The sequence below is a fragment of the Maribacter thermophilus genome (genome assembly GCF_001020565.1).
Classification (GTDB): domain Bacteria; phylum Bacteroidota; class Bacteroidia; order Flavobacteriales; family Flavobacteriaceae; genus Maribacter; species Maribacter thermophilus.
In genome coordinates, this window is sequence record NZ_LDAS01000001.1 from 1,561,860 (window position 1) to 1,586,094 (window position 24,235).

The following is a 24,235-nucleotide window of genomic DNA, read 5'->3' on the forward strand; positions in this document are numbered from 1 at the left end:
AAAAAATATTATTTGGAATCAAATTGCATCTCTATTCTTTTAAAGAATTGGAGCGTGTTTTTAACCCAATATATCTTTAACATCCTATTAACCATCTTTACCCCTAGAATAAGTTTTATTCTCCTTCTTAACTTAGAAAAATAAGGTAACCAAGAACTATTAAAATGGTGAATAGCATAGGTATTCTTTGTAGTGTGTATTTTTCCGGTTTCAACATCTTTAGGACTAAAGTACTCACATGGAAACAAATAAAACTTGCTCTCATCATTAATTAACCGATCCACCATACCTACCTCCTCTTTTGTCATTGGCACAATCTGTCTTATCTTCTGTAGTTGTAACTTCATAATAGTAGGCATTATCACTATATCCATACTACCATCCTCTTTAACAAAGGATCTGTTGTCATAATACTTTAGACAATGTGCCAACCATTCGGAATTTTTCTCGGCCCCAAATACGGCCGCCTCGATGATATTGGCATACTCCAGTCCGACAAAATAGGGCAAGTGTAACAGGTTATCAAATTTCTTAAGAAGTTGGACATCTGTATCTAGATAAATGCCTCCATATTTAAGCACTGCATACAACCTAACTATATCGCATGCGAAGGCATATTTTTTCTTTTCGAAAGCTTCTTTTGCAAATGGCCATTCTTCCAAATTAAAACGTTCCGTATCCCAAAGCATGAATTCATAATCAGGTAACAGCGATTTCCAAGATGCTATATTTCTTTTTATGTCTAGTGGAAATTCCTCACCACTAAGCCAACAATAATGAATGATTTTAGGTATCATACATAAATTTTTTTATTGCACTATCGTTAAACTCGGGGGGGACTATGAAATTACCGTTTATAAAGCCATTTATTTAAAATAAACGTTCAACCAATGCTTTTATAAGATGAACTATAGATTCTTTATTCAACACAGTAAAACACACTACCATTTTAAAAATAAACATATTAAAATACTGTATTTCAACTAATTATATTTCCTACAAAAGAGAAAGAAAAAACACGTACCATAATCCCTATCTAACTTGAAATAGGACACCTTGCAACAAAAAAAGGCCGTTCAATATACTTGAACGGCCTTTTGAAGAAATTATAATTTATATGAACCTATTGAATAATTAAACGTTTTGAATCTGGCTCATTGTTTTTGTACAATAACGTTACAACATACACTTCTTTCCTATAAAGACCTGTTGGTATTCGCAATCTATCGCCTTGCAGCACTTCATCGACCATAAATTGTCTAATAAGCCTACCAGCGCTATCATGGATCATAACACCTATTATTTCATCCATATCAAAGTTATCTTTCATGATAACCTCTACATATTCGGTAGAAGGATTAGGTGCCAATATAAATTCAAAAGAGGGCTGTTCTAAAGTAACATTTTCTTCTGTTACTGTTATAGCTACGCTTGCTGTCGATTGTAACCCTGCATCATCCGTAACGGTTAAAATCACATCATAAGTGCCAATTACATCGAAGGTGTGTTCTGGATTGGCATCAGAAGACGTTACACCGTCTCCAAAATCCCAATTATATGAAACAATGCCTACATCGTCTGTAGATTGATCACCGGTAAAGGTCACCAACAACGGTGCCTCACCTTCGGTGACATCTGCACTAACTATGGCTATAGGTGCTTCATTATCTACAACAGTTATTGTAATAGAGTCACTATCCATTAACCCTGCACTATCGGTAACGGTAAGTACTACCTCATAGACACCTGGCTGTGTATACGTATGTGCGGGACTGTCCCCTGAATCACTTGTACCATCTCCAAAATCCCATGAATATGTAACTATACCAACATCATCTGTAGATTGGTCTCCATTGAAAATAATTTCTACCGGTGCCACCCCACTCTGAATATTTGCATCGGCTACCGCCACAGGCGCTTCATTAACATCCACTACCGTAATTGTAGTAGTTGCGGTATCTTCTAAACCTCCTTCATCTGTAACGATAAGTACCACTTCATAGACACCTGGTGTTGTAAAAGTATGGGTAGGGCTTTGTTCTGTTGAACTGGCTCCATCGCCAAAATCCCACAAATACGATACAATACCCACATCGTCTGTAGACGAACTACCATCAAAATTGACCTCTACCGGAGCTTCTCCTCCCGTATTGTCCGCTATTATGCTAGCATAAGGTGCACCATTCACCGTAATGGTCAATGTAGAAGTATCCGACAGTCCACCTGCATCGGTAACCGTTAATTCAACCTCATATTCTCCTGGATTGTTAAAGGTGTGTGAAGGGTTGATTTCCGAAGAAGTATTACCATCTCCAAAATTCCACAAATAACCTATGATACCGTTATCATCCGATGATTGATCTCCTGTAAAATTCACCAATAAAGGTGTATTTCCACTAGTAATATCTGAACTGGCTACAGATTCCGGTGTACCGTTCACTGTAATCAATATAGCATCACTAGTATCGGTATAACCGTCACCATCGGTAACCGTTAATGTAACCGCATAGGGTCCACCTGTAGTAAAGTCATACTGAGGGTTCACCTCTGTTGAGGAATCTCCATTACCAAAATCCCAGAGGTAACCTACAATATCATTTTTATCATCAGTAGAGGCACTACCCGTAAATTGTACGGTCAATGGCTCATTTCCGCTAATAATATCGGCACTGGCCACGGCCTCAGGTTCAAACCCTGTTGGTAAGAATTGCCATTTATATAGATCACTACCATCATCTGCATCTACAATTACATTGCCATCTGGTTCTACCGTTAAATAATAGCCGCCAGGGAAGACACTGATAATATAATAACTACCATCACCTGCCTCTACTACATCCCATAACTGGGCATCATTAAAATTACCTGTGTACATCCATACATTGGCTCCTGCATTCTGATTTCCCCCTTCTATATCCAATACTAAATTGTCATGGATAGCCTTAATACTATAGAATCCATTTCCATCGGGTACCAGTTCAAAATGTTGATAGCTAGATGCATCATACACGTCTGTAACAAAGTTGGTATCTCTTGTAAGTCCACCATTCTCTGGCATAATACTTAGGGTGTTGCCAACATTTCGTAATCTATAGATTCCTGGTGGCGGTGCCCCATTGTCACCTCCATCATTATCATAATTGGTTCCTTTTATGTCGTCTCCCAATCCTATACCGTAATTAGTATCGGTGACAGGTGCTATAACCGAAACTTCTATGACTACCTCTTGGGCTCCATCCATATCTGCATCATCTACACCTGTAACCGTAACGGTCTGAGGTACATCCCAATTTGTTTGGTCAAAACTCAATTGCGTTGGTGATAAGGTCACCTCATCTGCACCTGATGTAGCAGACACCCCAACTGTTACCGCAGCCGTAGGAGCTTCTGTAAGTACTACCGTAAAGGTATCGGTATCACCATCTTCATCGGTATAGACTCCGTCCTTATTTATAACTAACCCGTAGTTTGACGAAGGATCTACTTCATCAAATCTCCATTTAAATATATCATCGCCATTCTCTACATCGACAATAACATTTCCATTTGGTTCTATACTTAAATAGTGTCCTGCCAATTCACTAACAATAAAATAGGTACCATCTCCTGCATCTTCTATACTCCATAATTGAGCCGGAGTTCCGTTAGCCGTATATTGCCAAATGTTCGTACCTGGGTCTGAACTTCCCAACTCTACGTCCAAGGCTCTTCCACTGTGTACCGCAATAAGGGAGTATAGTCCATTATCTTCGTACACCAATTCAAATTGCTCATGTGATTGACCTTGGTATAACCCTTGTTCTATATTTGCCATATTATCGGTCTCGGCATTAGCAACTTCTATGGACAAGCCATTACTTTCATTAATAATTCTGTAAATACCCGGCGCAGGTGGAGCGCCTTCTCCTCCATCGTTATCTTCATTGTAACCACCAAACACCTCTACAAAACCGGCATAGGCACTATCACTACGAGGGCCATCAACGGCAATCTCAATATCATAATATTGAACTCCGTCCACATCTGCATCATCTACTCCCGTGACCGTAACTGTTTGTGGAACATTCCAATTTGCGGGCGTAAAGGTCAGTTCTGTATCGGAAAGTGTAAATTCATCTGTAGCTCCCGTACCAGTAATCAGTAAGACAACATCTTCTGATGGCGCCGATTTTAAAGCAACATCAAATTCATCGGTAGTACCATCTTCAGAGGTTATAAGTATGTCATCCAATATATCTATACCTATAGTAAAAGGTGCACTCGTTGGCATAAATTCCCATCGTATACTATCGTCCAATGGATTTTCTACCACCAATACGTTTCCGGTATCGTCTTGTCCCAAATAATAACCCGACAATGTACTTATAATATTAAATGTACCATCTTCTGCATCCACTATTTCCCAAGTCTGTGCAGGTGTACCGTTTCCACGATACTGCCACACATTGGTATTTGGCCCTAGGCCTCCCTCTTGCACATCAAGATACCTGTTTGTACTATTCATCGCTCTTAGGTAATAATATCCGTCAGGTGCCGCTTGCAGTTCAAAATGTTGTTCTGGCAACCCTTCGTAACCTCCACTGACAACATTGGCTCTTTCCGCGACGCTTCCCTCAAAAATTTGTAGGGTCTCGTTACTACCTCTATTTACAATTCTATAATTTCCGGCAGCAGGCGGTTCGGCCAACGGTTGCAATTGATTTATCCAATCCATTATCAATTGTGCACCTTCCGTATCTACTTGCCCTTTGGCCAATGGTGGCATCATTACACCTGGGGTAGTACTCTGTACTCTATGGTATAACTGTGATTTTGATGCGTCTCCAGGGTATACAATACGCTCATCCGGGCCTAAGCCAACGGACTCGTTCATGCCTGCAGTTAAAAGACCCGTTTGTGCCAAGGTATTGAACAATCTAAGATCAAAATCCCCACGATTTCCAGTAGCAGGCTGGTGACAATAAGCACAGTTATTATCTAAATAAGTACGAGCCTTTTCATCTATCGTTCCTTCTACATCATTCATGGCGACATGTGTCAAATAATTTGGGGTATCGGTATCTGTAATGTTCTCGTTTAAAATACCCAAAGCACTTAATGTCACCAATTGATTTGCTTCCGTACCACTAGGGTCGTGTGTAGAGTAATCAAAATCTCTATTTAAAGAACGAGTACGAGGCCCTAATGTTCCTCCTAAAGCCGGATTATGACACGTAACACAATCTGAATTGGAAGGATACAACCACTCTACATAACGTTTACCACCACCCGCAGCTGCAACCTCTATATCAGCTGTTTCGCCTACGGACATGTCCACTAAATCAGCGTCGCTTTCGTCAGGTCGCCATTTATAGGTTAGAAAATAGAAGTTGCCATCAGCTCCCTTAATTGAAAAACGCGTCTCTATTTTCTTTGTAATCGTGGGATCATTATCATCGACCGGGTAATCAAAATGTTTTACAAGAATAGAGCCTACAGGAAATTCCCAATCGCCGTTTTCCGAAAACTGAATTTGTTCCGCAGGTGTATCGTGCGTACCATCATTGGGTATGGCCATCCATCGTGTTTTGTATGCTCCATCGGACCAGAATGGGTCTACCATCGTATAAGGGATAAAACCTTCTCTAACCGTAAGGCTATTTAAATCTGTAAAGACCCCTGTGTCCGAAAGTTTCTCTGGGGCAGCCTCCAAGCTTATAGGGTCTGCTAAGCGATATAGTTTAACACCGTTTCCTTGACTTAAAATATAAAGTTCTCCTTGATAATCTTGTCCAAAAGATACCGGTGCATAGGGTGTAAAGTTACCTAACACCTGTTTTTCACCTGTCCCTGTATTCACTTGCCAAATCGTCTTTTTAGCATAATCGGCACAAATATATTTGCCTTGCAAACTAGGCATATCGGAACCATTATATACATAACCACCAATAATAGAACTGGCTTCCGTTCTTTGAAAATCTAACAAAGGTTGCTCATGGGGCATATTGTTGTACAACTCTGTCATACCACATCTTGCAGTGGGGCCTAAATTACCTTCATACATAGGCCAACCATAATTTTTACCTTTAGACAGTACATTGATCTCTTCACGAGTACTCTCCCCTACTTCACCAATATAAAAAGTGCCTGTAGCCCTATCTTTCGTCATTCTATGCGGGTTACGATGCCCCAAAGAGTAATACTCTTCAAAGTTATCTCCGTTAAGGCTCGGAAAAGGATTGTCGTCAGGAATATAATAATACCGACCCGAAAACTCATCTGGATCACCTGCCCCAGGATCAGAGAGTGTTCTTATCGGCTCATGACTCTTCGTTGGATCCATATCCACATCGATCCTCAACACACCACCATCTAAATTCTCTGCAATATCCTGGGCATTTATATAAGCAGCTTGATCACCGGTAGATAGGTATAAAAACCCGTCATCGCCAAATTCCATACCACCACCACGGTGCGTAGTATTGTACATTCTTCTCTTTATCATGGTAACCCTTGAGTTGTCCACATACTCTAAATTGGTCGGATCCACCTCAAAACGTTCTAAATAAAGATAATTACCCTGAAAGTTTTCAACTCCACAAGAAAACCCTAAAGGACCATCCAATTCGTTATTTCCTGAATCGCTTGTATAGTATACAAAAAAGTAATTTTTACCTGTCGTTCCAAAATCGGGGTGTATGGCCAGTCCAAGAAAACCCCCATCCCACACAACACCTACTTCCGCAGAAAGGTCTATCACTAAATTTTTATCTGTAGTATTATCATCATTGGGAAACCAATACACCTTACCGTCCCTTTGCCCCACTACAATATTATTTTGCCCCGGCACAACATTAAAGTTCAAGGGAGTATCAAAATCCAAATTCGGAAACGCCACTTCATAAGGATCAGTAGCCGTTCCTGCTGGTGAAAAAGCAGTATCCGTAAAAGAATCAAAAGGTTCTGCTTCCGTTAATCCGGGACCAAAGAACATTGGACCAAAACCCATAATCAATGCCGCTGAACCGATAATACTCGAGGTAAGCAATAGATTCTTAAACGATTTTGCCTTAGTTGCGTAATTTTTATTCATAATCTTTTATAATGTGCAGTGCGCAATTTGTACTACAAAAAAAAACCTTTATGACTAAGCGACAGATTAATATCGTTCAAAAGTCATATAAACACGTTTATTTTACGAGGTCCAAATTTACTTTATCCATGAAGTAAACAGAAACCCTGTTAGTATAAAAAAAACTACTTATCAACAATATTATCAAATAGGATGCGTTTTGAAATTGGAAATGGAGGAATGGCAGAGTGGTCTAATGCAAATAACAATGTATTTTGTTATTGAGGTTAACGCCTCCGAGGGTTCGAATCCCTTCTTCCTCCGCTAAAAAAGGCCTGTTTTATACAGGCCTTTTTACTTTGTTTTAATTCCCCCAAAAAACCTTCTTACAAGTAGATAATCGATAATTATATCGACTTGGACAAATATTAAGCACTAGCCATTGAACTTCAATTATAATTAAAGAACTTTATACCAAATTTATTTTAAGAAAAATGTCTGAAAAAATTGCATTTGTAGGCGCCGGAATAGCAACTAGCTATACTTTGATTCCTTTTTTAGAGAGTTTGTCCACTAAAAAAATGGATAAAAAAATTGAACTTTTCATCATTGATAAGAGTCAAGATTTTTATAAGGGAATGCCTTATGGCAATCGTTCGGGAAAATCGGTTCTTTTAATACAAGACCTTAAAAACTTTATTACCGAGCCACATAGAACACACTTTAAGAATTGGCTGAACGCCAATATAGATACTCTTTCAGAAGAGTTTATGAAAAATGGTGGCCAATATGCCACGCAGTGGGTAGAAAAAAATAGTCCCTTATACAAGAAAGACCAATGGGACGATTTATACATTCCACGGTTTTTTTTCGGTAAGTATATAGATGAAGAGGTCCGCAAACGTTTGGATACATTAGTTGCATCGAACAAGGTAAGCATTACATATGTTCAAAAAGAAACAGTAGGCATTAAAAAAAATGATGATAAATTTCACATAGCTTTTGAGGACGCCACTGCAATCGAGACTGACAAAGTAATACTATCCATAGGTTCCCTTCCTTATAAAAAACTGTATAACGACACTATTAAAAACAATAATACAGCACTATACATCAAAGAACCGTACGGCGTGGGCATGGAAGAAAACATGAACCAAATCACCAACTTTATAAAAAATAGAAAAAAACAGGGACTAAAAACCAAGATTGCCGTTCTTGGAGCCAATGCAAGTGGATTGGAAATGATTTATAAAATCTGTGACAAACTACCAATTAAAGAGTATGATACAACTTTTAAAACCCTATCGTCGCATGGCGTAATGCCCGACGGAACTTTTGATGCGGAAAAAGCCAAGCAGTTTAAGGCCAAACACCTACAATCTTTAGCCGAAGCCGATAATTTAAGTGCCAGTGAAATTGCAGAGGCCGCGCATAAAGATATTGACGAAGCAGAAAAAATAGGACTGGGTGCAGCAACAACTGTGGGTATAATTTCTAAAGGTTTTGGAGCTTTATTACCAAAATTAAGTAAAGAAGAACTATTGAACTTTGCCTGTTTTCATGGCAACCAAATAGGTAGAAGACAGCGTTGTGCAGGTAATCATTACCTATCGGTAGTAGAAGAATTGACCAATCTTAAAAGATTTGAACATTTAAAAGGTCGCTTTGTTGGGTTAACGGAAAACCAAGATGGCCTGTCCATGAAGTATAAAACCGGCGAATCTTCCGATTCCAAAGAAAGTAGCGAAAATTTCAATATTGTGATTAATTGTCTCGGAAGCGTTAACTTAACTGCTGATGACCTATCACCCTTTCTTAAAAGCCTTGTTAACGAGGGACTTTGTAGACCCAACCCTTCAAAAATAGGGTTTCACGTAGACGAAAATATGCAAGCTTCGAAAAACTTGTTTATTGCCGGCCCCTTGTTGGCAGGCAACCAAATAGAAGACAAAATTTTCTGGCACTTAGAACATTGCGCTAGAATCATTTGGTCCAGCTCGGTATTATCAAAAAAACTGATGACCTCTATTTAATATATTGATTATAGCCCTTTTATCGGTCAATTTTTAAGCGTTATAAATCAAATAGGTTCAATAATGAACTGTATATTTGGGACTGATAAAAAACGATTGCATGTCTCCAAATAAGAATATTTTACCTTTAATAGTTTTATTTGTATTTCTTTTCTCCAACTTGACGACCGGTCAAGTGTCTTATGAAAACGCTTTTCCTAACCTAAGTTTCAACCTCCCGGTAGAAATACAAGCATCGATAGACGGATCCAATCGTTTATTTGTAGTAGAACAACCCGGAACCATCAAGGTACTCCCTAATTCACCTACCGCTACAAACGATGATATAGAGACATTTTTAGACCTATCGGAAAAAGTAACTTACAGCTCTGGACAAGAAATAGGTCTTTTAGGTATGGCTTTCCATCCAGAATACACAAAAAACGGTTATGTGTTTATCTATTATATCGACAGACCTTCCAACTATAGAATCAATATCGTTAGATACACTATATCTAGCAGTAACCCCAATATGCTGGACCCCAACAGTGAATTCATTATCGCCAGATTTACAAAAAATCAATCCGATTCTAACCATAACGGCGGTAAAATCTCATTTGGTCCCGACGGTTACCTTTATGCTTCTATAGGTGACGGCGGAGGCGGAGGCGACCCTCAAAGAAACGGACAAAACCTAGAGACCGTCTTTGGGAGCATATTACGTATAGATGTAGATCTTAATGGGGACAACCCCATTGAAACAAACCCTGAAGAACCAGATGGTAATTATGAAATCCCCAGCGACAATCCCAGAGTGGGTTTATCCGGATTGGATGAGATATACGCATGGGGCATCAGAAATACATGGAAATTTTCATTTGACGAAGAAGGTAGGTTATGGGGAGCCGACGTGGGACAAAACGTTTATGAAGAAATAAATTTGATTACCAAAGGTGGTAATTACGGGTGGAACAAATTTGAAGCCAATAGCCAACCCAGTTATGGATCTAGCACTTCTTTGGTAACAACACCAGAAATAGGGCCTATCTTTTTCTATGACCATAGCGCAGGTGATGTTTCTATTACAGGAGGATATGTATATAGAGGCTCCCTGTCCGCTTCCGATTTACAAAACAAATACATATATGCCGACTATGTGTCCGGAAGGGTCTGGGCACTGGAATATGATGAAGCAAACGGAACTACGGACAACCAATTGTTATTTAGAACCAATGGTGAACTTATTTCCTCGTTTGGAGAAGATGAATATGGAGAATTGTATTTCTCTGGATATGGTTCGTCTGCTAAAATATATAAATTGACAGCAGAAAGTAGTGGTCCGGGAGTAACTCCGGTAAACGGTATCGGTAACTGGAAAAAAATATCATCAGGAATAAACGGTACCATAGAAACCATGGTAGAGTCAGAAGATGGAAGTATATATGTTGGTGGATCATTTACAAATGCCGGAGGTGTAGATGTTTCCAATCTTGCCATTATTAATGAAGATGGTAATTGGGAATCTTTTGCAGAAGGAAGTAATGGAACAATATACTCACTGGCTATTGCCAATAACGGAGATATTTTTGCTGCCGGAGATTTTACCCAGATAGGAGGCACAAATGCAAACAATATTGCCTATTGGAACGGTTCTGACTGGTCTACCTTGGGAGACGGAACCAATGGACCTGTAGCCAAAATAGCCTTTGATGCCACAGGAACGCTGATTGTTGGTGGAGTCTTTACAACAGCTGACGGCATTACCGTGAACAATATTGCCCAATACAAAGATGGCTTGTGGAGTGCCTTGACCGATTCTTCAACGGGTATTATAGGCACAAATAACGAGATAAGAGCCATCGCTTTTGACGAGAACAATACGTTATATGTTGGAGGAAACTTTGATACAGCCGGAGGAAATGAAGCTGCTCGAATTGCACAATGGAACGGATCAAACTGGTCTGGTTTAGGAGCCGGCACCAGTGGATTTGTACAAGCCATAGTAGTGCATGAGAACTATATTTATGCAGGAGGAAATTTTGCCTTATCCGGGTCACAAACCGTAAATAGAATTGCGAGGTACAATAGAACTACACAAGTTTGGGAACCCCTAGGAAACGGTTTAAGCGGAAATGTTAATGATATGACATCGGATGACAACTATATATACGTCGGAGGTAGTTTTGAAACCGCTAGTGATGACATAAACAATAATAAAATAATGATGAACACAGCCCGATGGAGTGTTGCCAATGGGTGGGAAGCCTTAGGCCCCAAAACAAATGTCGGGGTAGACAATAGGGTGAACTCTATACTATTTACCAAAAACAACACACAGCTTATAGTAGGTGGTAATTTTACGGCGGCTGGCGGTAATCCAGCAAACAATATAGCCGTTTGGTCTGAAACTTTTTGTACGGAAGACAACATAATAACCGAATATCGAATAAACGGGGAATCCAATAGTGGCAGTAATAATATTATAGTAAAAGAAGGCAGTGAGGTAGTTTTAAGCATGTTGTCCAACAATGTTCCGTTTAACCTTACGCTACCCGATGGCACTATTGTTAATGGAGATCACACCATAAACTCCATAACAATAGAACAATCAGGAGCGTATATCTATACTACGGAAATAGGATGCACCAAAAGCTTGGTAATTACAGTAGGTGATGATCAGGACAATGACGGAATCATAGATGCAAACGACATTTGTCCAAATACTCCAGAAGGGGAAACAGTTAATGAAAATGGTTGTTCGGCAAATGATTTTTCCATCGATCAATTTCAGATTACATCCACAGGAACATCTTGTATCGGCTCAAACAACGGCTCTGTATATATAGAAGCAAAAACAGCTAATGATTACATCGCCAATCTAAGTGGCCCAGAAGGTGACTCGTCCTTTCCTTTTTCTACATCTTTGGAAATTTCAGAGCTACAAAAAGGAACATACGATCTATGCATAACATTAGGTCCTACTTCTATCTATCAAAGTTGTTCTAAAATTATTATTACCGAACCCGAACCGCTTGAAGTACAACTAGATTTTAATTCATCTACCAACAGTGTCACTTTAAAAATGAAAGGTGGTACGGAATACACCATTGATATAAACGGAAAGAGTACACATTACACCGATAAAGAAGAATTAAACCTTTTGCTACACGAAAATGTCAATAACATTACTGTTTTTTCAGACCAACCTTGCCTAGGAAAATTTGAAGAAACCGTAATTTTAGAAAATTCCTTTTTGGCATATCCCAACCCAGTAGAAAACAATCTTACCATAGATTTAAAACCACTAACCTCTACATGGGTCGAAATAACTATTTTTACGGAAACAGGTGTATTATTGAGCTCTAAAAAATACGAAGTAGACCAAACGCCGGTAACATTGGATACCAGCTCATTTGCTTCAGGCATATATATTATAAGATTAAAGAACGAAAAAATGAACGAATCTTTCAAACTAGTCAAACTATGAAAAGATGTTTAGCCTTCATTTTATCCGGATTTATATTTAGTTCATGCAGTCCCGATTTGGATGTCTTGGAATATACCAAAGCCAATATTAGCATAAATCTTGTTTTTCCTGAAAAGGATTCAGAATGTACCGAAGGTTCCGCTGTCTCCGACACACAAAGTGAAGTAGTTTTTGAATGGATCGATGAAAGGTCCTCTGAACCTTATATAGTACACCTTACAAACATTTCCAATTCTGAAACAGTATTGATAGAGAGTAAAAATACAGAGACACCTATAGTATTGGAAAAAGGCACACCCTATTCTTGGTATGTTACCGGAAAACACAATACAAGTAGCGAGGTTTGGACCTTCTATAACGAGGGCAATGGCATTGAATCTTTTATACCTTTTCCCGCCACTGCACTATCCCCTATTTCCGGTGCTTCTATTTCTAGAACAAGTACTACCGTGAACCTAAGATGGAACGCAGAAGATTTGGATAATGATATTGTTGGCTACGACCTTTATTTTGGGGAAAGCACCGACCCCGAGTTACTAATTTCAGATATAGAAACCTCTAGCTATAGTGGAATACCGGTTACATCAGGAAAAACATATTATTGGCAAATAGTCACTAGAGACAGTATAGGAAATGAATCCTCTTCTGCCATTTTTTCTTTTTCGGTAGGATAAGTACAGTTAAAATTAAATACGAAAACATAAAAAAAATCCCGTTCTCAAATGAACAGGATTTTTTTATCACTTAAACTATACTTTAGTTTAGAAAAACTACTAGAATTCAAGAACTATAAATTCTGACCTCCTATTTACTTTGTGCTTTTCTTCCGGACAATATGTATTGTCATCACACTCGTTCAACAACTGATTTTCACCATAAGCTTCAGTTGCCAATCTATCTGTATCTACACCGGCTTTGACCAAATAATCTTTGGTGTTATCGACCCTTCTTTGTGATAGCCAATCATTATATTTAGAGGTGCCTCGAGAATCTGTATGCGAAGTAATTTTAATTTTCAACTCCGGATTTTCATCCAGTATGGTTTTAATTTTATCCAAAACACCTTTAGATTCCCTAGTTATAGCAGAGGAATTTAGGTTAAAATAAACCAAGCCACTGTTCTTTATCTGATCTTCTATAGATTTTCTTCTAGCATTTTCAGCATCTTGTTTTGCTTTTTCAGCTGCGGCCAAAGCAGCGGCTTCCTTCTCTTTTTTCAACCTTTCGGCCAACAGAGCTTCTTCTTTCAATCTATTTACTTCAGCTATCGAATCTTGCTGACGTTGTCTTTCTGCCTCGATAGCGGCCATCAGTTCTTTCTTCTCCTCCCCTTTTTTCGAGAGCCCTTTTTCTATACCAAATTGATATACGACCCCGGCCGCATGTTGAATGTGATTGGTAGCGCCATCACCCTTACTCATGGCCCATTTACCGGAAGAATTGAAGTCCAATCCCCATCGATCAGAAATCCATGTTCTGAAACCGACCACGGCATTGTAGGTACCACGCCCAAGATTGTTCGCGTCCGTGTAACCGGCACCAATTCCTACATAAGGATCAAACCAACCCGTCTCTCCTATAATCTTATTTAAGTCATAAGTAACTCTAGCGTCTATTGCATAATAATCGCTATCCTCTAGATTAACTACCCCATCTATTATCTTGCCTTCCTTGTACTTGTTTATAGTACCTATGGCCTCAAGTCCTAGACCATTTTTAAAATACCTTCCTATACTAATTCTTGACGGGTAAGGTAGCATATTCCATTCATCACTGACGTTGAAAAGTCCGTCGAATACATTCCCCGAATCGTCAACGGCATTAAATCCTATACCAAACATCCAAGAGCTTTGAACAATACTGTCCTTAGCCGTAATCTCCAATTCTTCTTGGGCAATAGTGGTATTGACCAATGCACATGCCAACAAGAAACTTAATAAAATTTTAATTCTCATATACTATAATTTGGGTATTGAAACGTAAAATTACTACAATGAATTTAGATTGTAAAAAAAGTACTTTGTAAGGTAATTATTATCGGTCGATAGATGAATTCGTATAATTTACCGACGAAACTTACTTGAATTTAACAACCTTATGGGTTTTGGGAAGCTTATACATGACAAAAGGAGTGATCACCGCCCCTTTTAAATTAGATATAGTCATTCTTTCCTTTTTTAAAAAGAGAATTTGGTCCGTGGTATTTTTAACCGATAATCTAAGTTTTGAAGCATCCTTATTTCCGCCACACCATACGATTACCATCTCTTTTTTAAAATCGACTTCCGGAATGGGCAGCCCCGGTTTTCTTGTTCTATTTATTTTTCCAAAAAACTTTTCCAACTCATTTTGGTCATTGATGGTAAGAAATTCCTCCTTATCATGCCCGCTATAATTATCCTCTAAAAGAAATGTTAGCTCCATGGCATCGGTATTGGTATTTTTTAGACGCCCCTGACTTTTACATGAACTTATAAAAATTATACATAAAAAACAGGTAAATAAACTCTTAAGCATTGTTAAACCTTCTTTTATAAGCTCTTTCATAAACCTCTTCGTACAAAGGCAACACTTTAAGAATATCGAACTTCTCCGCTTCTTTTACGGCATTGTTCTTAAACCTCTCAAGCGTAACGTCATCCTGTAAAATGGAAATGGCATTGGAGGCCATATCCTCAATATCTCCAATATTGCTCAAATAGCCTGTAACGCCTTGAATATTCACCTCTGGTATGCCACCGGTATTACTAGAAATAACAGGTACCTTATTGATCATTGCTTCCAAAGCCGCCAAACCAAAACTTTCGGTTTGGGAAGGAAGCAAAAACAGATCCGAGAAACATAGGATCTTATCTATCTCATTGCTATTCCCTAAAAAGATAACCTTATTTGAAATTCTCAAGTCTTCACACAACCTTTCCGCCCCTTCTTTCTCGGGTCCTTCACCGACCATAATCAGTTTCGCCGGAATTTTCTTTTGAATCTCATTAAAAACCTTAATGACATCGGGAATTCTTTTTACTTTCCTAAAGTTGCTGATATGGGTTATGATACGTTCGTCTTCTTTGGCCATATTAGAACGTTGGCAATCTGTGAAAGAAGTATTGTATTTTTTCTTATCTATAAAATTAGGAATTACCTCTATTTCCTTTTTTATATCAAAAGTTTCTAAAGTGCCCTGTTTTAAACTTTCTGATACCGAGGTTACCACATCGGATTGATTGATACTAAAAGTAACCGCGGGCTTATAAAAAGGATGTTTTCCTACCAAGGTTATATCGGTACCATGAAGCGTGGTGACCATAGGCACATACATACCTTCTTCTTCCAACATCTTTTTTGCCATATACCCGGCATATGCATGTGGAATCGCGTAATGCACATGTAGTAGATCTATATTATAAAGCTTAATGGTATCTACCAATTTACTGGAAAGCGCAAGCTCGTATGGTTGGTAGTGAAACAATGGATACTCAGGAACGTGAACCTCATGAAAATAAATATTATTGTTCAGAAGCTCTAATCTTACCGGCTGCCTATAAGTGACAAAATGAACCTCGTGCCCCCTATTTGCAAGGGCAATACCCAATTCTGTGGCCACTACCCCACTTCCGCCAAAAGTAGGATAACATACTATTGCAATTTTCATAGTTACAAAACTACTCTTTAATTTACAATGGAGTCGTAAATAGCTTGTTGAATCCTGGTTCTTAACCCAGATTTAACTAAAAGTGTATTGGAAGCGGTAGGGTATGTTCTGTTCGATAAAAAGACATATACGATCTCTTCTTCTGGATCCGCCCAAGTATATGTACCCGTAAAACCACTATGTCCGAAGCTTTTTCTAGAAACACACCCGCAAGTGGGGCCACTATGTTCTAGTTGCGGTTTATCAAAACCAACGCCCCTTCGCACATTCTTATCGCAAAAATAGCAGGTGTTGAATTTTTTTACCGTTCTCGACTCAAAAAACTTTGTACCCCCATAATACCCATTTTGCAAATACATCTGCATAATTTTGGCAATATCGTTGGCATTACTGAACAATCCTGCATGACCACCTACTCCTCCTTGCATGGCAGCTCCCATATCATGAACATACCCTTGCACCGTCTGATATCTGTAGTAATTATCTTCTTCTGAAGGAACTATTTTGTTCTTAGGAAACTTCTCTAACGGATTATAGGTAGTGTAATTTGCACCGATTCTTTTATACAGGAAATCATCGGCCAATACATTCAACTTTTTACCGTAGGTGTCTTCTATGTACTTCTTCATTACATAATAAGGAACATCACTATAACGATACCTGTTCGACTTTAAATCTTGTCGACCAATACGATTGTAGATCGAGTCGTTATAAGCATCCGTCAAATACAAATGATCTGCGACTTTAACCGAAAAGCCCGGCATGGGTTCACTTCTATAAAATTCTTTGGACGGTTTTCTGTCCTCATCGAGGGTTCTCACATAAAAAGGAATCCAGGCAGGTAGCCTACCGTAATGGGAAAGAGCCTTTAATACCGTCACATTTTTTATTTCGGTATTGGAATAATCGGGAATAAGTTCTTCAAATGTATCGTTCAAGGCTATTTTTCCCTCCTCTTCCATTTTCATGATCATGGGTAAGGTCGCCAATATTTTTGTTAAGGAGGCGAGATCGTAAATATTCTCATTGGTGATTTTCGTATTGGCATCATACGTAGGTTTTCCAAAACTCTTGTTATAGACCACTTTCCCCTTTCTAGCCACCAAAACTTGAACCCCCGGAAACATAAGACTATCTAGACCATGTTGTACCAACTTGTCAACTTCCTTTAGTCCCTCGGAACTGAGTCCAACCCGCTCCGGTATACTATACCCCAATCTTTTCAACGATTTTATCTGAACCCCACTACCCACTTTAAAATCGGCGCCCGCGCTTACGGGCAACTTACCTGTGGCCGGAATGGCTCCAAACAGCAATTCTGCCGTTTTCGTTTGTGCTATTTTACTGTTTTGGTACGATACTACAACGGCATCAATATTTTGAAAGGTAGAAACTGCGGACAGTGCATACGGTTTTGCAAATACACATAGAATAAGGTTTGAGGTCCTTAAATTAGAAATTTCCTGTAACCACGATAGCTCCCTATCGGAAAACTTATACGATTTCCATGGACTATCATTACTTTTATGATGCCCAATAATTACCAGATTATAATCTGATAACTGGTTCTTTACTTCGGTAATATTATTGCCGTTTATTTGGGTTACCTCCGCATATTTGTTCAAGGCATTAAAAAAAGCATCGTTGGATGCATCGCCAAACTTCACATAAGCAATTTTCTTGTTCTGTAAGTTTTTGATTCCTATGAGATCAAATTTATTCTTTACAACGGTAATCGCATTTTCTATGGCCTCTTCATATATCAGATCATCTTCCCTAGAATTTAAGTCCTCATAAAGATTTTCAATTTTAATGGAATGATAATTATGGAGTCCTACCTTGTATTTGGACATCAGGATTTTCTTTACGGACAAAGACAATCTCTCTTCACTGATTTTACCATCATTATAAGCTTTAATCAACTTGTTTTTAGCCTCAGATACATTCTCTGGCATTAACAAGATATCGTTGCCTGCCATAAATGCGGCCAACTCTACATCTCCATCTGTACCAAACTTGGAAGCCCCTTTCATATTTAGTGCATCTGTGAACACCAAGCCCTGAAACCCCAATTCCTCTTGTAAGATCCCTGAAATAATTTGTTCCGACAATGACGAAGGTAAACCTTCTTTTATCTCCAAAGAGGGTACTTCTAAATGGGCTACCATTACACTGCTAAGCCCTTGATCTATTAATTTTTTAAACGGATATAGCTCTAAGCTATCCAATCTTTCTCTTGAGAAGGGTATCAAAGGTAAATCTTTATGGGAATCAACCGCCGTGTCTCCGTGTCCCGGAAAATGTTTCCCACTAGATAGTACTCCTGCTTTTTCCATCCCCTTCATAAACGCAATTCCCTTATTGGTTACGACGTCTCTTGTTTCCCCAAAAGACCTATTTCCTATTATAGGATTTTTAGGGTTTGTATTGATATCTATGTCCGGGGCAAAATTAATATGAACCCCAAGTCGCCTTGCATGTTGCCCTATCCTATACCCTACTTTTTCTACGATATTATCATCTTGTATGGCCCCCAAAGTCATGTTCCATGGAAAAGCATAAGTAGAATCCAAACGCATTGCCAACCCCCATTCGGCATCCATACCGACCAATAAAGGTATTTTAGAAACCGACTGAAATTCGTTGCATAACCTAGCCTGTCTTACGGGACCTCCTTTAGAAAAAATAACCCCTCCGATATGATGGGTCTTAATAAGTTCTTTAATTTTGTTGGCGTTCGATGTCTTTTGGTCAGAGGTAACACTAACCATAAACAGCTGTCCTATTCTTTCTTCTAAAGACATTCTTTGGTACTGCTCATTCACCCATGTTGCCTGGGCAAGGCTGTCTTTACTAACCAAAGGATTTTGTCCAAAAAGTTGAAAAAAACCAAAAAATGTTATGATGCAAACTATATAAGGGCGCATGTAATTTGAATGTATGGAAATAACTTAAAACCCCGAAAATTATTGCATTTCACCGATAAAACCTAATAAAAATGGTGTTTAACAAAAGATTGGGACTACAAAAAACGGGCGTGCCAACTCTCGGATGCAGGCACCTCCCAGTGCTCTTTATATTCTCCTTTTGTGGCTACTAGATTATTAAAAACAATGGTATTCTTTGAAATTGCCTTTTGTTTGGCCATGGCCTTAAAGTCTAACAATGTCTTGTAGGCCACATATTCACCTTGCTTGTAAGACACGTTCATTTTGTCTAACAGCTCAACGTTGTACTTTTTTTCCAAAGCCTGTATAAAATGAACCGAGGCATCAATGGAGCAACCAGTGGCCGCTTGGTTTCTTTGGTCCAGGGCTATGACCAAAAATCTATTATACCTTATTTCATACCCCGCTTCCAAATCCTTTCCATGAGCGGTCCAATTCTCGATAAATGTATTCAACTCTTCTTTTATCTGAGCCAACTCTTCTGGGGTAAAACTCCTATTGGCTTGATAAATCCATACCCTTGAACTATCCGATAACCTATCAAAATCCACTAACATTATTCCTTCTATATTTTAATATTTGTATTATCTTTTTTCTATTCAAGAAAAAACCTATAAATCCTGGGCATTGGCAATTAGCTCTGCTATATCCAAAACTGCTATCGAAGCTTCTTTTTCCTTGCTTTTTACGCCATCGGTCATCATGGTATTACAAAAGGGACAACCAGCGGCAATAATCTCGGGTTTAGTTTCCAAAGCCTGTTCGGTGCGCTCCACGTTGATATCCTTATCCCCTTTTTCGGGTTCTTTGAACATTTGGGCTCCTCCGGCACCACAACATAACCCTCTTTGCTTACAGCTTTTCATTTCTACCAGCTCAGCATCCAATTTTCTTATAAGATCTCTAGGAGCTTCATACACATTGTTGGCCCTACCTAAATAACAAGGGTCGTGATATGTTATACGTTTTCCCTTATAACTACCACCTTCCATTGTAATGCGGCCTTCTTCCAACAACTGTTTAAGAAACTGGGTATGGTGCACTACTTCATAATTACCCCCAAGACCCGGATATTCGTTCTTTAACGTGTTAAAACAATGTGGACAGGCCGTAACTACCTTTTTCACCTCATAAGCGTTCATCACCTCTATATTGGTCACCGCCTGCATTTGAAATAAAAATTCGTTACCGGCTCGTTTTGCCGGATCACCGGTACAACTTTCCTCTGTTCCCAAAACTGCAAATGACACATTTGCCTGGTTCAGTATTTTAACAAAGGCCTTGGTTATCTTTTTGGCCCTATCGTCAAAACTTCCTGCGCATCCTACCCAAAACAGTACTTCTGGCTTTTGGCCCGAAGCGAACATTTCTGCCATTGTAGGTACATTCAATTCACTTGCCATTTCATTGTTTTTTTTTAAGATTCTTTGCTCCAGTTAAGACGATCCATTTGGTTAAAGGGCCAAGGCGCCCCGTTGTTTTCTATATTGCCCATCATATTATTTAAGTCGGATGGTGCCGCAGATTGCTCCATAACCAAATATTGTCTCATATCCATAATTATGGACAATGGGTCTATACTTACAGGACAAGCTTCTACACAAGCATTGCACGAGGTACATGCCCATAATTCCTCCCGGGTTATATAATCGTCTAAAAGTTGTTTTCCGTCTTCTTTGAACTCCCCCTTGTTCTTATCCATGATCTTACCCACTTCTTCCAACCTATCACGGGTATCCATCATTATTTTTCGGGGAGATAATTTTTTACCGGTCAAATTGGCGGGACATTCACTTGTACACCTACCACATTCCGTACATGAATAAGCATTTAGAAGTTGTACCCAATTTAGGTCGGTTACATCAGATGCCCCAAATTTCTCTGGTTCGGAAGCATCTTCGGCAGGCGCCGCGAAGGGATCTGCAGATGGATCCATCATAAGCTTAACCTCATTGGTTACCGATTCTAAATTCTTAAACTGTCCCTTAGGCGTTAATTTACCATAAAACGTATTCGGAAAGGCCAAAAGAATATGTAGATGTTTTGAATAATATAGGTAGTTAAGAAAGAACAATATACCAACAATATGCATCCACCATGTAACCCGTTCCAACAAAATCAAATTAGAAATGGACATATCTGCGAACAACGCAGAAATATATTTACTTACCGGAAAAGACCCTGCCTGTACATAATGGTCCGCACCCAACTGCTGTAATTGAAAATCTGCTGCGTTCATAGTTAAGAACAAAAGCATTAAGACCAACTCTATATACAAGATCAAATTACCATCCATCTTGGGCCATCCTTTCATTTCGGGCTTAAAAAAACGCTTTAACCGAATAATATTTCTACGGATCCAAAAAATGGTAACGGAAACAATTACCAGCAAGGCCAATATTTCAAATGAGGCGATCAAAAAATCATACAAACCTCCCAAGCCCGCAAAAACCCTGTGAGTGCCAAAAATACCATCAATGATTATTTCCAACACTTCTAGGTTGATGATGATAAAACCCAAATACACTATAATATGGAGTATACCGGGAATTGGACGAACCACCATTTTTGTTTGCCCCAAGGCAATTCGGGTCATATTAGCCCATCTTTGAGACCGGTTATCACTGACATCGACATCCTTACCTAAAAGAATATTTCTTCTTAAACGAAAAATATTTCGAGTAAAGAACCCTATCCCTATCACAAGAATGACAACAAAAAGAAAATTAGGTACATATTGCATAACAACTATTCTATTTTATCTGCTGGATCTTCTTCGGGAACCTTATATTCTTTTTGTTTTTTACCAAAGACAGATACATTCACATAACGTTTTGGGTTTAACCTAAAATCTTGCAACAACAAATCCAATTCCCTAGAGGCACTATTCAGGTTAGAATACAGCTCTTCATCGTTCATCAATTTACCAAGGGTACCATCGCCTTGGTCTATTTTGGACATGATATCATTTAAACTAGCCATTGTAGATTCTAAACTGGACAGCGTTCTGCCTAGTCCGGCGTTGTTCAGTGTATCTGAAAGTTCCGCAAAATTATGGGTCAATCGCTCAAAATTATTTAAAGAACTATCCAATTTGCTCTCATTGTTTTTTAAAATATCATTCAATACCCGTGCACTACCGTTAAGACTTACCATAAGTTCGCTCAGACCATTAATGGCCTTTCGCAAATCTTGCTTTGTATTACCGCTTAAGACATCGTTTACGTTTATTAGCACCGAGTCAGCGTCTCCCACCGCAGATTCGAACTTTTTGAACAAAGGGGTAAGTTTTTGTTGAGCGAGTTCTGTTAGGCCAGGCCTGGTCTGTGTGTTTAGGGTATCTCCAGATTCGATGGCGCGGGCACCATCGAAAACAGGTGTTATCTGTAGTCCTTTACCTCCAATAATACCGGTATCGTACAACTCTACGGTACTGTTCTTCGAAAACTCAAAATCACTGCTCACCGTAAAGGTGACCATAAGGTTTCCTTTGGTATCCAGAAACTTTATATCATTTACCTTTCCTACCCCAAAGCCGTTTATAGAAACGACGGTCCCTACTTGCAAGCCTCCTACATCGGGGTAAATGGCATACAATGTCTTACTGTTGTCAAAAAGTGGAGTGGACTTTAAATAACTAAACCCCAATATGAATAAAAGTATTCCTCCAATTACTATAATTCCGGTTTTAATTTCTCTGGATAGTTTCAAGTAATCAGTTTTACGGTTATCAACAAAATTAGAAATAAATATTATATCAGTAAGATTTATTATAAATCGTCTTGCAGCTCTTTTGGAACAGGTACCCTTTCCCCATCCTTATATGCTACAATATAAGCAGAGGGATAGCCTGTTCTAACGGCCTTGGCTTGCATCATCTTTGCTTCCCGATACGAATGCGTTTCCCCATACATGTATCTAAAAAGATTTTTATAAGGCTCTTTAGAAAGTTGTGACAGACCTTTAAAATTTGCGGCCTCCAACGGTAAATTTTTACCACTTGCCATTAATTGGACCTTAAAAATCAGCTTTTGATCATTGCTGCTCTCAGATATCTTTGGCTTCTTTTCCGATTTTACGTCGACTACTTCTTTTACTTCTTCTTTTTTCGGAAGTTCTTTTTCTTTAGCATCGTCTAAAGTGGGTTTCGGCTTGTTTTCAGGTACTACCACGGCCACGATCTCTCCCGTTTGTTTCTTTTCTTCGGTTTTTTTCTCGGGCTCTTTTATTTCCGGAGCCGAAATTTCAGAACCGACAAGAGAACTATTACTTGTTGTTTCGTCTTTATATTTAAGAATGGCATCCGCTATTGCAGCTCCCATTTCCGATTGTCCTTTCTTAGAATTCAGATAGGCCCCTTCTTCTTTATTGGTCAAAAAACCGGTCTCTACAAGAACACTGGGCATAAAGGTCTGGTGCAACACAATAAAACCGGCCTGTTTCACCTTACGATCATTACGCTTTAACCTACCCGACATATTATCTTGTATTTTTTTTGCCAATGCAATGCTTTGATCCAAAAATTCTTCTTGCATTATGGTAAGACCGATAACCGATTCTGGAGAATTGATATCGTAATCTGCATAACGAGTTTCATAATTGTCCTCTAAATAGATTACAGAGTTTTCCTTTTTTGCAATCTCGAAATTTTGTTTGTTGGCATGGAGCCCCAGTACGAAAGTACCCGCACCATGTGCATCTGAAGTATGTGAGTCGCAATGTACCGAGACAAAAAGATCTGCATTTGCCTTATTGGCAATCTCCCCTCTTACATAAAGATCTATAAAGGTATCGTCCTTTCTAGTATAGATTACTTTAATATCCTTATTCTTAGATAGTATCTCCCCTACTTTCAATACAATATTAAGGGCTATATTTTTTTCCAAATATCCATTTCCCAAGTTTCCCGGGTCGTGGCCACCATGTCCAGCATCCAGAACAACAACAAAGGGATCAGTGTCCTCGACCGCATCATAATCGGTAAAAGAGGTAAGCAACATAGGGCACACCAACAACAAGAATGCAAATAATGGTTTAATTTTCATATTCAATTGGGTTTTCGTAGCCCTTTACATGGTTAAAATTATT

Annotated in this window: 14 protein-coding genes and 1 tRNA gene; 4 read left to right on the forward strand and 11 right to left on the reverse strand. The window is 38.9% G+C overall.

Annotation, left to right across the window (positions count from 1 at the left end):
- Nucleotides 1-8: 8 nt before the first annotated feature.
- Together AB657_RS06755 and AB657_RS17635 are read right to left on the reverse strand one after the other, a co-directional pair.
- A complete protein-coding gene (locus tag AB657_RS06755; protein WP_047245797.1) occupies nucleotides 9-797 on the reverse strand; it encodes a glycosyltransferase family 32 protein in 789 nt (262 codons plus the stop codon).
- A gap of 326 nt (nucleotides 798-1,123) precedes the next feature.
- Nucleotides 1,124-7,072, reverse strand: coding sequence for a PKD domain-containing protein (locus AB657_RS17635; RefSeq protein ID WP_052958646.1), 5,949 nt, complete (start codon nucleotides 7,070-7,072; stop codon nucleotides 1,124-1,126).
- A gap of 213 nt (nucleotides 7,073-7,285) precedes the next feature.
- Between AB657_RS17635 and AB657_RS17950 the strand changes: the two genes are divergently transcribed.
- The 4 genes from AB657_RS17950 to AB657_RS06780 all read left to right on the forward strand — a co-directional run bounded on the left by AB657_RS17950 (nucleotide 7,286) and on the right by AB657_RS06780 (nucleotide 13,224).
- Nucleotides 7,286-7,375 (forward strand) — tRNA-Leu (locus tag AB657_RS17950).
- 170 nt (nucleotides 7,376-7,545) lie between these two features.
- Nucleotides 7,546-9,084 carry an FAD/NAD(P)-binding protein gene (locus AB657_RS17640; protein WP_052958648.1) on the forward strand — a complete coding sequence of 513 codons (1,539 nt, stop codon included), beginning with the start codon at nucleotides 7,546-7,548 and terminating at the stop codon, nucleotides 9,082-9,084.
- Nucleotides 9,085-9,184: 100 nt separating this feature from the next.
- Entirely contained in the window at nucleotides 9,185-12,550 is a 3,366-nt protein-coding gene (locus AB657_RS17645) for a PQQ-dependent sugar dehydrogenase (protein ID WP_052958649.1), read from the forward strand.
- Complete coding sequence (locus tag AB657_RS06780; protein ID WP_052958651.1) at nucleotides 12,547-13,224, forward strand: fibronectin type III domain-containing protein; 678 nt, start codon at nucleotides 12,547-12,549, stop codon at nucleotides 13,222-13,224. The genes AB657_RS17645 and AB657_RS06780 overlap by 4 nt, the downstream gene beginning before the upstream one ends.
- A 99-nt stretch (nucleotides 13,225-13,323) precedes the next feature.
- Here the strand turns inward: AB657_RS06780 and AB657_RS06785 are convergent, their stop codons facing one another.
- The 9 genes from AB657_RS06785 to AB657_RS06825 all read right to left on the reverse strand — a co-directional run bounded on the left by AB657_RS06785 (nucleotide 13,324) and on the right by AB657_RS06825 (nucleotide 24,192).
- Nucleotides 13,324-14,505: an OmpA family protein gene (locus AB657_RS06785; protein WP_052958652.1), complete on the reverse strand. Its 1,182-nt coding sequence runs from the start codon at nucleotides 14,503-14,505 to the stop codon at nucleotides 13,324-13,326.
- 121 nt (nucleotides 14,506-14,626) lie between these two features.
- Complete coding sequence (locus AB657_RS06790) at nucleotides 14,627-14,974, reverse strand: hypothetical protein (RefSeq protein WP_157491620.1); 348 nt, start codon at nucleotides 14,972-14,974, stop codon at nucleotides 14,627-14,629.
- Nucleotides 14,975-15,059: 85 nt separating this feature from the next.
- The gene (gene bshA / locus AB657_RS06795) at nucleotides 15,060-16,199 is read right to left on the reverse strand and encodes an N-acetyl-alpha-D-glucosaminyl L-malate synthase BshA (RefSeq protein ID WP_047245800.1); all 1,140 of its coding nucleotides are present in this window, start codon (nucleotides 16,197-16,199) and stop codon (nucleotides 15,060-15,062) included.
- Between the two features lie 17 nt (nucleotides 16,200-16,216).
- Nucleotides 16,217-19,126, reverse strand: a complete 2,910-nt coding sequence (locus tag AB657_RS06800) for a glycoside hydrolase family 3 N-terminal domain-containing protein (RefSeq protein ID WP_047245801.1) — start codon at nucleotides 19,124-19,126, stop codon at nucleotides 16,217-16,219.
- A gap of 95 nt (nucleotides 19,127-19,221) precedes the next feature.
- The gene (locus tag AB657_RS06805) at nucleotides 19,222-19,704 is read right to left on the reverse strand and encodes an ABC transporter ATPase (protein ID WP_047245802.1); all 483 of its coding nucleotides are present in this window, start codon (nucleotides 19,702-19,704) and stop codon (nucleotides 19,222-19,224) included.
- A gap of 54 nt (nucleotides 19,705-19,758) precedes the next feature.
- On the reverse strand, nucleotides 19,759-20,550 hold the full coding sequence (locus AB657_RS06810) for a (Fe-S)-binding protein (RefSeq protein WP_047245803.1): 792 nt from the start codon (nucleotides 20,548-20,550) through the stop codon (nucleotides 19,759-19,761).
- Nucleotides 20,551-20,564: 14 nt separating this feature from the next.
- Nucleotides 20,565-21,890, reverse strand: coding sequence for a (Fe-S)-binding protein (locus AB657_RS06815; RefSeq protein WP_047245804.1), 1,326 nt, complete (start codon nucleotides 21,888-21,890; stop codon nucleotides 20,565-20,567).
- Between the two features lie 5 nt (nucleotides 21,891-21,895).
- Nucleotides 21,896-22,858 carry an MlaD family protein gene (locus tag AB657_RS06820; protein ID WP_047245805.1) on the reverse strand — a complete coding sequence of 321 codons (963 nt, stop codon included), beginning with the start codon at nucleotides 22,856-22,858 and terminating at the stop codon, nucleotides 21,896-21,898.
- 59 nt (nucleotides 22,859-22,917) lie between these two features.
- Nucleotides 22,918-24,192, reverse strand: coding sequence for an N-acetylmuramoyl-L-alanine amidase family protein (locus tag AB657_RS06825; protein WP_047245806.1), 1,275 nt, complete (start codon nucleotides 24,190-24,192; stop codon nucleotides 22,918-22,920).
- Nucleotides 24,193-24,235: the final 43 nt, after the last annotated feature.

Bases quoted from the DNA above. Each gene is read 5' to 3' on its own strand.
- AB657_RS06785 (WP_052958652.1), bottom strand. From the start codon at position 14,505: ATGAGAATTAAAATTTTATTAAGTTTCTTGTTGGCATGTGCATTGGTC.
- AB657_RS06815 (WP_047245804.1), bottom strand. From the start codon at position 21,890: ATGCAATATGTACCTAATTTTCTTTTTGTTGTCATTCTTGTGATAGGG.
- AB657_RS06810 (WP_047245803.1), bottom strand. From the start codon at position 20,550: ATGGCAAGTGAATTGAATGTACCTACAATGGCAGAAATGTTCGCTTCG.
- AB657_RS17640 (WP_052958648.1), top strand. From the start codon at position 7,546: ATGTCTGAAAAAATTGCATTTGTAGGCGCCGGAATAGCAACTAGCTAT.
- AB657_RS06780 (WP_052958651.1), top strand. From the start codon at position 12,547: ATGAAAAGATGTTTAGCCTTCATTTTATCCGGATTTATATTTAGTTCA.
- AB657_RS06790 (WP_157491620.1), bottom strand. From the start codon at position 14,974: ATGGAGCTAACATTTCTTTTAGAGGATAATTATAGCGGGCATGATAAG.
- AB657_RS06800 (WP_047245801.1), bottom strand. From the start codon at position 19,126: ATGCGCCCTTATATAGTTTGCATCATAACATTTTTTGGTTTTTTTCAA.
- AB657_RS17645 (WP_052958649.1), top strand. From the start codon at position 9,185: ATGTCTCCAAATAAGAATATTTTACCTTTAATAGTTTTATTTGTATTT.
- AB657_RS17635 (WP_052958646.1), bottom strand. From the start codon at position 7,072: ATGAATAAAAATTACGCAACTAAGGCAAAATCGTTTAAGAATCTATTG.
- bshA (WP_047245800.1), bottom strand. From the start codon at position 16,199: ATGAAAATTGCAATAGTATGTTATCCTACTTTTGGCGGAAGTGGGGTA.
- AB657_RS06805 (WP_047245802.1), bottom strand. From the start codon at position 19,704: ATGTTAGTGGATTTTGATAGGTTATCGGATAGTTCAAGGGTATGGATT.
- AB657_RS06825 (WP_047245806.1), bottom strand. From the start codon at position 24,192: ATGAAAATTAAACCATTATTTGCATTCTTGTTGTTGGTGTGCCCTATG.
- AB657_RS06755 (WP_047245797.1), bottom strand. From the start codon at position 797: ATGATACCTAAAATCATTCATTATTGTTGGCTTAGTGGTGAGGAATTT.